The sequence below is a fragment of the Rhodococcus sp. 05-2256-B1 genome (genome assembly GCF_002258465.1).
GTDB classification, from domain to species: Bacteria; Actinomycetota; Actinomycetes; order Mycobacteriales; family Mycobacteriaceae; genus Rhodococcoides; species Rhodococcoides fascians.
Genome location: NZ_NOZA01000006.1, coordinates 17331 through 29391, shown reverse-complemented (window position 1 = coordinate 29391; position 12061 = coordinate 17331). Strand labels below are relative to the sequence as shown.

General features: G+C 65.5%; 12 protein-coding genes. 9 read left to right on the top strand and 3 right to left on the bottom strand.

Going from position 1 to position 12061, the window contains the following annotated elements:
- Positions 1 to 481 precede the first annotated feature (481 nt).
- Positions 482 to 1063 carry a GNAT family N-acetyltransferase gene (locus CH285_RS00865; RefSeq protein ID WP_052066209.1) on the top strand — a complete coding sequence of 194 codons (582 nt, stop codon included), beginning with the start codon at positions 482 to 484 and terminating at the stop codon, positions 1061 to 1063.
- Here CH285_RS00865 and CH285_RS00860 read toward each other — a convergent pair.
- Positions 1036 to 1338 (bottom strand): WhiB family transcriptional regulator, encoded by a 303-nt coding sequence (locus CH285_RS00860; RefSeq protein WP_032364923.1) that lies wholly within the window; start codon positions 1336 to 1338, stop codon positions 1036 to 1038. The genes CH285_RS00865 and CH285_RS00860 overlap by 28 nt on opposite strands.
- A 259-nt stretch (positions 1339 to 1597) precedes the next feature.
- Positions 1598 to 2158 (bottom strand): gluconokinase, encoded by a 561-nt coding sequence (locus CH285_RS00855; protein ID WP_032364969.1) that lies wholly within the window; start codon positions 2156 to 2158, stop codon positions 1598 to 1600.
- An 80-nt stretch (positions 2159 to 2238) separates the two neighbouring features.
- Here CH285_RS00855 and CH285_RS00850 point away from each other — a divergent pair, with 80 nt between their 5' ends.
- Together CH285_RS00850 and otsB are read left to right on the top strand one after the other, a co-directional pair.
- Positions 2239 to 2982 (top strand): FadR/GntR family transcriptional regulator, encoded by a 744-nt coding sequence (locus tag CH285_RS00850; protein WP_027494331.1) that lies wholly within the window; start codon positions 2239 to 2241, stop codon positions 2980 to 2982.
- 59 nt (positions 2983 to 3041) lie between these two features.
- Positions 3042 to 5594 carry a trehalose-phosphatase gene (gene otsB, locus CH285_RS00845; RefSeq protein WP_094643787.1) on the top strand — a complete coding sequence of 851 codons (2553 nt, stop codon included), beginning with the start codon at positions 3042 to 3044 and terminating at the stop codon, positions 5592 to 5594.
- 212 nt (positions 5595 to 5806) lie between these two features.
- Here the strand turns inward: otsB and CH285_RS00840 are convergent, their stop codons facing one another.
- Positions 5807 to 6913 carry a LacI family DNA-binding transcriptional regulator gene (locus CH285_RS00840; protein WP_032364921.1) on the bottom strand — a complete coding sequence of 369 codons (1107 nt, stop codon included), beginning with the start codon at positions 6911 to 6913 and terminating at the stop codon, positions 5807 to 5809.
- 141 nt (positions 6914 to 7054) lie between these two features.
- Between CH285_RS00840 and CH285_RS00835 the strand changes: the two genes are divergently transcribed.
- From CH285_RS00835 to CH285_RS00810, 6 genes are read left to right on the top strand one after another with little or no spacing between them, the layout of a single operon-like run.
- Positions 7055 to 8077 (top strand): metal ABC transporter solute-binding protein, Zn/Mn family, encoded by a 1023-nt coding sequence (locus CH285_RS00835; RefSeq protein ID WP_032382194.1) that lies wholly within the window; start codon positions 7055 to 7057, stop codon positions 8075 to 8077.
- A gap of 48 nt (positions 8078 to 8125) precedes the next feature.
- On the top strand, positions 8126 to 8959 hold the full coding sequence (locus CH285_RS00830; protein WP_027494335.1) for a metal ABC transporter ATP-binding protein: 834 nt from the start codon (positions 8126 to 8128) through the stop codon (positions 8957 to 8959).
- Complete coding sequence (locus CH285_RS00825) at positions 8956 to 9834, top strand: metal ABC transporter permease (protein WP_032364918.1); 879 nt, start codon at positions 8956 to 8958, stop codon at positions 9832 to 9834. The genes CH285_RS00830 and CH285_RS00825 overlap by 4 nt, the downstream gene beginning before the upstream one ends.
- Before the next feature lie 10 nt (positions 9835 to 9844).
- Complete coding sequence (locus CH285_RS00820) at positions 9845 to 10603, top strand: LamB/YcsF family protein (RefSeq protein WP_032388293.1); 759 nt, start codon at positions 9845 to 9847, stop codon at positions 10601 to 10603.
- Complete coding sequence (locus CH285_RS00815; protein WP_032388292.1) at positions 10603 to 11205, top strand: 5-oxoprolinase subunit B family protein; 603 nt, start codon at positions 10603 to 10605, stop codon at positions 11203 to 11205. The genes CH285_RS00820 and CH285_RS00815 overlap by 1 nt, the downstream gene beginning before the upstream one ends.
- Positions 11202 to 12056, top strand: a complete 855-nt coding sequence (locus tag CH285_RS00810; protein ID WP_032388291.1) for a biotin-dependent carboxyltransferase family protein — start codon at positions 11202 to 11204, stop codon at positions 12054 to 12056. The genes CH285_RS00815 and CH285_RS00810 overlap by 4 nt, the downstream gene beginning before the upstream one ends.
- Positions 12057 to 12061 lie beyond the last annotated feature (5 nt).

Here is a 12061-nt window from a genome sequence, read left to right as displayed (position 1 = left end):
TTGAGCGACCACGGAATGAAGAAGAATCGTTGCTCTGACCAGGGAACCTGGGCTTACACCGGTTCCTGGCAGCCGATCGAACCCGTGCGGACTCCAGTGCTCCTGGCGACGGAAGCGGGCGTTTGTGGTTGCGGCTGTCTAGGTTCAGCCCAGGCTCATTTGCACTCCCGCCATGGCCAGTGCGGGAACGGCAACCCCGATTAATACTCCCCCGATAGCTCGTCTGACCTGCATGTTTACTCCTCGAGAAACATGAGTTGTTTCGTGCTTCTGGACGCTTCGAACATAAAACGGCACATACGTCCAAGACAAGGGTTTGAGCCAAAATAGTTCGCCAAGGTATCGAAAGTTTGAAACCTGAAGCACATCGCTTGCCGCTCAACTCCAGTTTCGGCTTCGACTCGAGCGGCGTTGTGCTCGACCTCATCGTGGACCGAGAATGAAAGGCTGATCGGCGGGAAAGAGTGGAAAGGTCTCGCCAATGACTATGACAAGTGCCCCGTGGCATCATCCCCAGCCCCAGCTGTCACGACTTCGCCTGGACGCAATTCCCGCGGAGATGCTGCATGCCTTGGCAACGGGACAGTCGATTCCCGCATCACACCACCGTGTTTCGCCCTATCTCGCCGGGGTCGAATGCCGCAGCCTGTGGCGGAGGAGAAGCAAGCAGATCATCGACATCCCCGGTGATGCATCGTGGATCACGCGGCTGATGGTCGACCCGAACGTCGCCATGCCAGTCGGCGTGGCCGGCTTCCACGGAGCTCCCGACGAGACGGGGATGGTGGAGATCGGGTACCGAGTCGATCCTGAGTTTCGTCGACGAGGCCATGCCCGACGTTCGGTAGAAACCCTTCTCGCCGTTGCACGGCAACACAAGAACGTGCGTACTGTTCGCGCCACCGTCAGCCCGAACAACACGCCCTCGCTGGCCCTCATCGAGAGCTTCGCGTTCATCGAAGTGGGTGAGCAATGGGATGACGAGGACGGCCTCGAGATCGTCTACGAAGTCTCCGCAGCACCGGCACAGCAGGATCAAGCGGTACGAACGGCTCCGCGGTAGAAGTCTGCGCGATCGTGTGCAGACATTCCGCCCCACACGCCGTACGGCTCGTTCGCTTCGAGTGCGTGTTGACGGCATTGCTCGAGCACCGGGCATCGGCCGCAGACCTGCTTGGCGGTTTTCTCCCGCGTGGCGCGGGCACGGCCTCGCTCCCCCTCGGGATGGAAGAACACGGACGAGTCGAGACCACGACACAGACCGTCGAGTTGCCAGTCCCAGACATCTGCATTGGGAACGGGAAGTTGGACCGGCCTGGCGGGTGCGCCTCGCACCATGAGCTGTCTCCTCACTGAAAAGTGAACAAGCTCACCTTCTCGCATTCGTCGTACTTTTACAAGTCCTTTCGGTCATTCGTAGTACTTAAAATCAAGCGCGCTTGCTTGGAATATGCACTTACCGGACACTCCGCCCCGGACCTCTGCCCTGTTTCGGCCCCCGGGTGTGGATCAATGTCCCATTGCCGCACTCTGACCGACTGAATCCCGCATTGATCCGAACCCGGGTGGGGAGCAAGAGGGCAGAGGCAGGCAGCACTCAGTGGCTTTCGGACATTCCTGCGCGTTTTTCGAGTTCGACGAGGACGTGTTCGGCGATCTTGGTCGGCGGCGGGCCGATGTCGACGACGATGGCGTTCTCGTCGTCGCCGAGGGGTTCCAGTGTCGAGATCTGGGTGTCGAGCAGCGAGGACGGCATGAAGTGGTCCATCCGTGCATTCAGACGCCCGCTGATTCGGTCCTTGGTTCCGGCCAGGTGCACGAAGATCACCGGCGCCCCGTCCCGGGCTCCTGCGCTCAGTACGTCCCGATACGACCGTTTGAGTGCCGAGCACGTCACGATTCCCGATCGTCCCGTGCTGGTGTGGTCGGTGATCCACTCGGCGATGATGTCGAGCCACGGCCATCGGTCCTCGTCGGTCAGGGGCTGACCCGACGCCATCTTCGCGACGTTGGCGTCCGGGTGCAGGTCGTCGCCCTCTTGAAGGTCCCATTTCAAGGCTCCGGCGAGGATGCCTGCCACGGTGGATTTGCCCGATCCGGATACCCCCATCACCACGAGAACCGGATGGTGCGCTCTGCCTGTCTTCTCTGCTGCCATGACTCGATACTGCTCCATCCGGTGCATCGGGATCGGACAGACGCGAGAAACCGGGCAACCCGTGGGACGATCGATCGGACATGACCGAGACCAACGATTTTCGCCAACTCCACGATTCGGTGCTCGACGAGCTCGGGCGCGACATCGTGAGTGGCGCGATCCCGAGTGGCACCCGGATCTCGGCCGACGACGTCGCCGTGCGGTTCGCCGTATCGCGAACCGTGGTGCGCGAAGTCGTTCGTGTTCTCGAGTCGCTGGGCCTGCTCACCGTTCGGCGTCGCGTCGGCATCACAGTGCTGGGTTCGCAGAACTGGAACTCCCTCGACCCGGTGGTCATCCGCTGGCAACTGGCCGGGCCTGCCCGCGCCGAGCAGCTGCTGCTGCTCAGCGAACTGCGGTCCGGTATCGAACCTTTGGCAGCCAAACTCGCTGCCCACCGAGCCACCCCCGAGCACTGCGGGGCGCTCACCGCTGCCGTCATCGGAATGTCCTCGACGTCGCGGTCCGCGGACTCGGAGGCCTACCTCGAACACGACTGCAACTTCCACCGCACGCTGCTGGAGGCGTCGGGCAATCCCATGTTGCGGTCGATGTCGGACATCGTCGTCGAGGTACTCGCCGGACGCACCCGCCATGCCTTGATGTCGCGGCAAGCAGACCCCGAGGCCATCCGGTTGCACGGAGTGGTCGCGTCCTCGATCCAGTCCGGTGACGCCGACGCCGCACAACGAGCGATGTTGGCCATCGTCACCAAATCCGCGAGGTCGATGTCGGCTGCTTCCGGTGTGACGCCGTCGCCCGGTCTGGTTCCCGACCAGCAGTGATGCACCGGACGCACGAAGCCAGGTACGCCGAGACGAGGTTCATCGCCTAGATTCGACGCGTGACTGCACTCGAATTGCCGCTCGAACTTCGCCGCGCACTCGTCGGAGTCGCTCGGACTCCGCGTTTGCTCGTCGCGTCCGATTACGACGGAACCATGGCTCCGATCGTCTCCGACCCGCAGAAGGCCTTCCCGCACCCCGAGTCCGTCAGCGCCATGCGCGGGCTCGCCTCCCTCGCCGGCACCAACGCTGCGGTCATCTCCGGCCGCGCCCTCCGCGATCTCGCGATCCTCTCGCGATTGCCGTCCGAGGTGCAGCTCGTGGGCAGCCACGGCAGCGAGTTCGACGCCGGGTTCGTCAACGCCATCGACGACGACGCCAAGAAGCTCCTCACCGTCATCACCGGCGAGCTCCAAGCCATCGCCGACGCCCATCCGGGCGTGAGTATCGAAACCAAGCCGGCCAGCGTCGCACTGCACGTGCGCAACGCCGAGCCCGCCGCGGGCGAGGAAGCCCTGGCCGCCGTGCGTTCCGGTGCTGCCGCACGCGACGGCGTCCAGGTGACCGAAGGCAAGTCCGTCATCGAGCTGGCCGTCATCATCACCGACAAGGGCGTCGCCCTCGATATCCTCAGACATCAGGAAGCCTCTACTGCCGCAGTCTTTTTCGGCGACGACGTCACCGACGAGAAGGCATTCGGCCACCTGCACGGACCCGACATCGGGGTCAAGATCGGACCGGGCGATACTCTCGCCGAGTTCCGCATCGACAGCACCGAGCACGTGGCACTGGCCTTGGCGTTCCTGCTCGAGGAGCGTCGGCAGTGGCTCTCCGGAGCCGACGCCCCGCGCATCGAACGACTGACGATGTTGGCCAGCCCCAACGCCGTCGCGCTGCTCACTCCCGATGCCGACGTCACCTGGCTCTGTCACCCCGAGCCCGATTCGGCAGCGGTGTTCGCACACCTGCTCGGCGGCGATCAGGCCGGACACTTCAGCATCGGGCCCGTCCGCGCATCGCTTCCGTTGAGCCAGCAGTACGTGGACGGCACGATGACCGTGCAGACCAAGTGGGCCAGCCTGCAGGTCACCGACTACCTCCCGCACGACATCGGCCAGGGCCAGACCGCGCTGACCCGCGTCATCACCGGCAAGGCACCGGCCATCGTCACGTTCGCGCCGCGTCCGGAGTTCGGAAAGGCGTGGGCATCACTGGAACCCGACGTCGACGGACTGCGCATCCTCGGCACCGCGGACCCGATGGTCCTGCGGAGCCCCGGCGTCACCTGGAACATCGTCTCCGACGGATCCCAGCAGTCCGCCCACGCCGAGGTCGACCCGTCGAACGGGCCGATAGTTCTCGAATTGCGGCTCGGCACAGACGATCTGAGCGAGCACCCGTGGCCCGAGGTCGAACGGCGTCGAGCATCGGAGTCGTACTGGAAGGACTGGGCCGACGGCCTGAATCTGCCGCCGCTCAAGCGCGACCTGATGAAGCGATCGGCCCTGACCTTGCGCGGCCTCGTGCACTCCGAGTCCGGTTCGATCATGGCTGCCGCCACCACGTCACTGCCCGAAGACATTGGTGGAGTGCGCAACTGGGATTACCGATACTGCTGGCTGCGCGACGCAGCATTGACCGCGACCGCACTGGTCGACGTCGGATCGACAGCCGAGGCCGAGAACTACCTCTCGTGGATTCACGGGGTACTCGAATCGGTGTCGGGACCCGAACGCCTGCACCCGCTATACACCATCTGGGGCCTGGGCCTGCCGCCCGAGGCCGTCATCGACGAGCTGCCCGGCTACGCCGGATCGCGTCCGGTCCGCGTGGGAAACGCTGCCAACCAACAGGTTCAGCTCGACGTCTTCGGCCCCATCGTCGAATTGGTGTCCGCCCTCGCACACGCCCGCAAAGCCGCGGGGTCCGAAAACGGCCTCTCCGACGACGACTGGGACCTCGTCCGCGCGATGGTCGAAGCCGTCGAGCGACGCTGGTTCGAACCCGATCACGGCATCTGGGAAATCCGAGACAATCCCCGCCACCACGTCTACTCGAAGGTGATGGGCTGGACGACGGTCGACCGCGCCATCGGTCTGGCCGAAACCTTCGGCCGCACAGCCGAATCGAGCTGGACCGAGCTTCGTGACACCATCCGAGAAGAAGTGCTCGCCAACGGCTGGAACGACGAAGTGCAGTCCTTCACCGCCGCATACGACGGCACCGACCTCGACGCCGCGACGCTGTACATCGGCCTGTCCGGACTGATCGAGCCGTCGGACCCGCGTTTCGCAGCCACCGTCACCGCAACCGAAGCCGAACTGCGCAGCGGATCGACGGTCTACCGCTACCGCCACGACGACGGTCTGCCCGGCGGCGAAGGCGGATTCCACCTGTGCGCAGCGTGGCTCGTCGAGGCATACCTGCTGGTGGGCCAACGCGCCGAGGCCGAGGCTCTGTTCGCTCAACTCGTCAGCGCCGCCGGACCGACCGGACTGCTCAGTGAGGAATACGACCCGATTGCCGAACGCTCTCTCGGCAACCACCCTCAGGCCTACAGTCACCTGGGTCTGCTGCGTTGCGCGAGATTGCTCAGCGCTCAGCCCGTCTGACCCCCCGCCCCGCCTCGCGCACCCGGTTCACTCCTCCCCAGTTGGGATCAATGCGCCTTTGTTGCACTCAGACTGACTGAAACCCACATTCATCCCGAACGGGGTTCCAGCCGACACTGAATGAATGTGGCTTTGTTGCACTCTGAGTGACTGAAACCCACATTGATCCCAAATGGGGCGCAAATCTGGAGTGAGCGCGCGAGGGCAGCTGGTCAGGCAATTGCGGGCGGTTGAGCCGGCGGCGGTGCTGCGGTGCGGCCGCGGAAGAGTTCGGTCGGGAGAGTTTCGGCGGCAACGATGCCCGAGTGTGAGGACGAGAGCACCAGTTTGCCTGCGCGGCGGCCTTTTTCCTCGGCGTCCTGGCGCACGGTGGTCAGGTTCTCGCGAATGGCGTCGGAGATGCCGTCGAATCCGGTGACCGAGAGTTGGCTCGGCACATCGATTCCCGAGACTCTGGCGAAGTTGAGTGCACCGAGGGCGATGACGTCGGTGGTGCAGAGCAGTGCGGTGGTCTCGCGGTTGGCCTGTAGTGCCTGGGCTGCGGCGGAGTGGCCGGAGCGCACGGTGTGGTCGAATCGTTCGACGACGGTGAGGGTGTCGGGGTCGAGTCCGGCGTCGATCATCGCGGCCTGGACGCCGGCGATGCGTTCACGTTGGACGTGGAAGTGACTGTCGGCCAGCCGCCCCGGGGGTACGACGCCATCGCGGCGGTCGCGTCCGAGCCGCATGCACAGCACTGCAAGATGTTCGTGTCCCAGCGAGATCAGATGTGCGGCGAGCATTTTCATGGCGACGCGGTCGTCGATTGCGACGAGGGCGGCCTCGGGGATGTTGCGGGGTTGGTCGCACACGACGATCGGTAGGTGTCGTTCGCGCACTGCGGCCAGGTAGGGGTCGTCGTCGGCGACGGAGTAGACGACGAATCCGTCGACTCCTGCTTGTTGGACCACAGCGGCAGCTTGCACGTCGTCGCGTTCGGCTCCGGCGGGGATGAGCAGCAGTCCTTGTCCTGCGGCCTCGCAGGATTCGGCGAGACCGGCGAGGAAGCTCATGGCGGCGGGGTCGCGGAAGGAGTAGCTGAGGGCTTCGGTGAGCAGGAGTCCGATGGCTCCGGCTTTGCGGGTGCGCAGCGATCGCGCGACCGGGTCCGGGCCTGCGTAACCGCGTCGCTTGGCTGCTTGGAGGACGCGTTCGCGCAGTTCGGGCGAGAGTTGATCGGGTCGGTTGTAGGCGTTCGAGACAGTGGTTCGCGATACCTTCAGCTCGGCTGCGATCGACGCCAACGTCGCTTGACGTCGGGGCTCGCTTGACCTGGCCATAACCGGGACGTTAGTCCCACACCACGCTGCAGTGAAAATCGAGGTTGGGCTCGTCCGATTCGATACCGAGCCCGCCCGAGAGCTAGAGTACAACGGTAACGGTTTCCATTAGCGTCAAGCCCTGCCTTCAGGAGTACATCGATGTCGTCCTTCCACCGCCCGTCTCGGGTCAAGAGCTCGGCCCTCATCGGCCTGACCTGCGCTGCCGCGCTGGCACTGACCGCGTGCAGCTCGAACGAGCCGACGAGCACCGAGTCCGCTCCGGCCAACCCCGTCGACGGTCCGATCACGATCGTCGCGTCCACGAACGTGTGGGGCAGCGTTGCCGAGGCCGTTGCGGGCGACCTGGCCACCGTGAAGTCGATCATCGCCGACCCGTCGGCAGATCCACACTCGTACGAGGCGAGCCCCGGTGACGCCGCCGCGGTTGCCGAGGCGTCCTTGGTGGTCTACAACGGCGGTGGCTACGACCAGTTCATCGAGGACATCCTCGGCTCCGAGGGCAAGGACGTGCCGTCCGTGGATGCCTTCACGTTGCTCGACGCGGACCACGATCACGACTCCGAGACGACGTCCGAGGCAGCAACAGAGTCCGCAACCGAGCCCGCGGCAGAAGACGGCCACTCGCACGGTGAGGTCAACGAACACGTCTGGTACAACGCCGAGGTCGCAGCGCACACCGCCGAGGAGATCGCCGACAAGCTCGGCCAGCTCGACCCGGACAACGCCGCGCAGTACACCGCCAACGCCGATGCGTTCCACGAGCAGATCCACGCCATCACCGACGTGACGGACCGGATCGCCGCCGAGTTCCCCAATGCACCGGTGGCCCAGACCGAACCGATCGCGCACTACCTCCTCGAGGAATCCGATCTCGACGACCGCACTCCCGAGGACTTCAAGGACGCCATCGAGGAGGGCAACGACCCGTCGCCCGCATCGATCGCCGCGACACGGGATCTGTTCACGTCCAAGTCCGTCCGCGCGTTGGTCTACAACACTCAGACCGAAGACGCTGTCACACAGGACATTCGCACCACCAGCGAGGCTGCGGGCATCCCCGTCGTCGAGGTCACCGAAACTCTGCCCGCCGGGATGACGTTCATCGAGTGGCAGACCAAGGCCGCGACGGACCTGCAGGCCGCGCTCAGCACCAACCCGTGAGCCGATCCGCCTCCAGATCGGTGGGCAGCTGATGGAAAGCTGTAACGCATGCCTGCTGTAGAACTGCGCGATGCCGGACTGGCCTTCGGCGACCGCACACTCTGGCAGAACCTGGATCTGTCGGTCGCGGCGGGCGAGTTCGTCGCCGTCCTCGGCCCCAACGGGTCGGGCAAGACGTCGTTGCTCAAGGTGCTGCTCGGTCAGAACCACCTCACGTCCGGCACCGCGTCGATCGGCGGCAGTCCCGTTCGCCGCGGCCAGTCGGGCGTGGGGTACGTCCCCCAGCAACGCAACATCGACGACGATCTGCCGCTGCGCGGACGCGATCTCGTCGGTCTGGGCTGGGACGGCCACAAATGGGGCATGGGACTGCGCGGCATGCGGCAGCGCAAGGAGACGGTGCAGCGCGCCATCGATCAGGTCGACGCCAATTCCTTCGCCGGCGCACCGGTCGGCTCGATGTCCGGTGGTGAACAGCAGCGACTGCGGATCGCCCAGGCACTCGTCGGCGATCCGTCGGTACTGCTGTGCGACGAGCCCCTGCTCAGCCTCGACCTCGCCAACCAATCGTTGGTCTCCGGCCTCATCGATCGCCGACGGCGGGAGCACGACACAGCCGTGCTGTTCGTGACGCACGAGATCAACCCGATCCTTCCGCTCGTCGACCGCGTCGTCTACATCGTCGACGGCCGGTTCCGGATCGGGACTCCCGAGGACGTCATGACCACCGAAGTGTTGTCCGAGCTGTACGGCACCGAGGTCGAGGTGTTGAAGGTTCGCGGTCGGCTCGTCGTCGTCGGAACCGGCGACTCGATCGATGCGCTCGGCTCGGCCGGTGCCCACCACCCACCCGTACCGCACGACGGAGAAGACAAGGCATGAACGAGAAGGTTCTCGACGCATTCTCGAAAATGCTCGACTTCGACACCACGGCGAATCTGCTGAGCTACGACTTCGTTCAGCAGGCGTTGATCGCCGCTGCCATTCTCGGATTGCTCGCCGGTGCGCTCGGACCGCTCATCGTCAGTAGACAGTGGGCCTTCGCGGTGCACGGATCGAGTGAACTCTCCCTCACCGGTGCGTCCGCAGCACTGCTCGTCGGTATCACCGTCGGACTCGGGGCCATCGTCGGATCCGTCGTCGCCGCGGTGATGTTCGCCCTCCTCGGCAACAAGGCCCGCGACCGCGACTCGGTCATCGGCGTCATCATGTCGTTCGGCCTCGGCCTGTCGGTGCTGTTCATCTGGCTGTACCCGGGCCGAACCGGCACCAGCTTCTCGTTGCTCATCGGCCAGATCGTCGGCGTCGGGCAGAGCGGAATCCAGCTGCTGCTGGTGTGCGCCGTCCTCGTGCTGATCGTCCTCACCGTCGTGTACCGCCCGCTGTTGTTCGCCAGCACCGACCCCGAGGTGGCCCTGGCCCGCGGCGTCCCCGTCCGCGCACTCTCGGTCGTGTTCGCCGTACTCGTCGGTGTTGCCTGCGCACTCGGCGTGCAGATCGTCGGCGCACTACTGGTGCTCTCGCTGCTCATCACCCCTGCCGCGGCCGCCGCGCGGGTCACGGCCAGCCCGCTGAAGGCGACGCTGCTGTCCATCCTCTTCGCCGAGATCGCCGCTGTCGGTGGCATCTTGCTCTCGCTCGCCCCGGGGCTCCCGGTCTCGACTTTCGTCACGACCATCTCGTTCGTCATCTACCTCGTGTGCCGCGGCATCGGGGCAACCCGCAAGGCCAATTCCGGACGGCTCGTCGCCGCCTAGACTGTCCAAGGTGACGGCCATCGATCTCAACGCCGATCTCGGCGAAAGCTACGGTGCGTGGACTCTGGGCGACGACGACGCGATGCTCGCAGTGGTGTCCAGTGCCAACGTCGCGTGCGGCTTTCACGCCGGTGATCCGACCACTCTGCTGCGCACGTGCCGCTCTGCTGCGAACGCAGGCGTGCGGATCGGGGCTCAGGTCGGCTATCAAGACCTCGCCGGATTCGGTCGACGATTCCTCGACGTCGCCCCTGCAGACCTCACCGCCGAGGTGATCTACCAGATCGGTGCACTCGACGGCCTTGCCCGAGTTGCCGGTTCGGCCGTCACGTACGTCAAACCGCACGGGGCGCTGTACAACGCGATCGTGCATCACCGCGAACAGGCGAAAGCCGTCGCCGAGGCAGTCGCCGCGTACGACCCGCGCCTGCCGGTACTCGGACTGCCCGGTTCGGCATTCCTCGACGAAGCCGAACGCGTCGGGTTACGAACAGTCGCAGAGGCTTTCGCCGATCGCGCCTACACCCCACAGGGAACTCTGGTCTCGCGTTCAGAACCGGGAGCCGTGCTCAGCGATCCCGAGGCGGTCGCCAAGCGGGTCCTGACGATGATCACCGACGGTACGGTCGAAGCAGTGGACGGCACAACGGTCGAAGTCCGCGCCGAATCGATCTGCTTGCACGGCGACTCCCCCGGCGCGGTGGCGATGGCGAATGCCGTGCGGGACCTGTTGCGCGTCAACGCTGTCGATATCGCCTCCTTCGTCTGATGCGCCTCCTCCCCGCAGGCGAGAACGCGCTGCTGATCGAGTTCGCCGACCTGCCCGAGACCATGTCGTACCACCGGTCCATGGTCCGCCAACGGCCGGACGCGGTCGTCGATCTGGTTCCTGCCGCCCGCACCGTGCTGGTGATCTTCGACGGGGCACCGGCACCGATACTCGAGTGGGTCGCGGCGCTGGAACCCGCTGTCGACGACCCCACTGCCGCATCCGAGGCGGTCACGATTCCCGTCTCCTACGACGGCGCAGATCTCGACGACGTCGCCCGCCTGACGGGCCTGTCCGTCGCCGAAGTGGTTGCAGCGCATACGCAACAGACCTGGACGGTCGCGTTCGGCGGCTTTGCGCCCGGCTTCGGCTACCTCGTCGGCACCGACACCCGACTGCACGTGCCGCGACGTAATTCACCGCGCACCAGCGTCCCGGCAGGCGCAGTGGGTCTGGCCGGCGAGTTCTCCGGCATCTACCCGCGATCCTCACCCGGGGGATGGCAGTTGATCGGCCGCAGCGACGTGACGCTGTGGGACAGTGAGCGCACTCCACCGGCACTGCTCACACCCGGCACCACCGTCCGATTCGAGTCGACATGAAGGCCCTGACCGTCCTGCAGACGGGTCCGCTGTGCACCGTCCAGGATCGTGGACGACGTGGCCACGCGGCGGTGGGCGTCGGACGATCCGGTGCAGCGGATCTCCGTTCACACGATGCGGCAAACCGTCTGGTGGGCAACGACTCCGGGGCCGCCACCCTGGAAGTGACGTTCGGTGGCCTGCAGGTCCGAGCCGAGTTCGACGCCGTCATGGCCGTCACCGGAGCGCACGTGATCTGCCGCGTGGACGGCACCGTGCAGGGACTGCATTCGACGCTCGTGGTCCGAGCCGGGCAGGAGTTGACTCTGTCGCCGCCCTCATCGGGTCTGCGCAGCTACCTCGCCGTCCGGGGAGGCATCGACGTCCCGCCGGTTCTCGGCAGCAGATCGACGGACACGATGTCGGGCCTCGGGCCCGCTCGACTCTCCCCCGGCACGGTGCTCCCGGTCGGCGACACCACAGACCATTGGCCTGCAGCGGATTTCGTAGTACCACCGCCGATTCGACAAACACTGCACATCACATTCGGCCCGCGCGATGACTGGTTCACCGAGCATGCCCGATCGGTTCTGGTGCAGCAGCCATGGACGGTCACGCAGGATTCGGATCGCGTCGGCATCAGGCTCGACGGCGTGGAGCCCCTGACCCGCGCGGTCGACGACGAATTGCCCAGCGAGGGAATGGTTCTCGGGGCACTTCAGGTGCCGCCCTCGGGACAGCCGGTGTTGTTTCTCGCCGACCATCCCGTCACGGGCGGCTATCCGGCGATCGCCGTCGTCACCGCGAACGATGTGTCCGCCGCCGCGCAATTGACCCCGGGAACGCGGATCCAGTTCCGCGCTGCCGGTTGATCAGG

Excerpts from the sequence above, each read along its gene's own strand:
- CH285_RS00865 (WP_052066209.1), top strand. The coding sequence starts at position 482 with ATGACTATGACAAGTGCCCCGTGGCATCATCCCCAGCCCCAGCTGTCA.
- CH285_RS00860 (WP_032364923.1), bottom strand. The coding sequence starts at position 1,338 with ATGGTGCGAGGCGCACCCGCCAGGCCGGTCCAACTTCCCGTTCCCAAT.
- CH285_RS00855 (WP_032364969.1), bottom strand. The coding sequence starts at position 2,158 with ATGGCAGCAGAGAAGACAGGCAGAGCGCACCATCCGGTTCTCGTGGTG.
- CH285_RS00850 (WP_027494331.1), top strand. The coding sequence starts at position 2,239 with ATGACCGAGACCAACGATTTTCGCCAACTCCACGATTCGGTGCTCGAC.
- CH285_RS00840 (WP_032364921.1), bottom strand. The coding sequence starts at position 6,913 with ATGGCCAGGTCAAGCGAGCCCCGACGTCAAGCGACGTTGGCGTCGATC.
- CH285_RS00835 (WP_032382194.1), top strand. The coding sequence starts at position 7,055 with ATGTCGTCCTTCCACCGCCCGTCTCGGGTCAAGAGCTCGGCCCTCATC.
- CH285_RS00830 (WP_027494335.1), top strand. The coding sequence starts at position 8,126 with ATGCCTGCTGTAGAACTGCGCGATGCCGGACTGGCCTTCGGCGACCGC.
- CH285_RS00825 (WP_032364918.1), top strand. The coding sequence starts at position 8,956 with ATGAACGAGAAGGTTCTCGACGCATTCTCGAAAATGCTCGACTTCGAC.
- CH285_RS00815 (WP_032388292.1), top strand. The coding sequence starts at position 10,603 with ATGCGCCTCCTCCCCGCAGGCGAGAACGCGCTGCTGATCGAGTTCGCC.
- CH285_RS00810 (WP_032388291.1), top strand. The coding sequence starts at position 11,202 with ATGAAGGCCCTGACCGTCCTGCAGACGGGTCCGCTGTGCACCGTCCAG.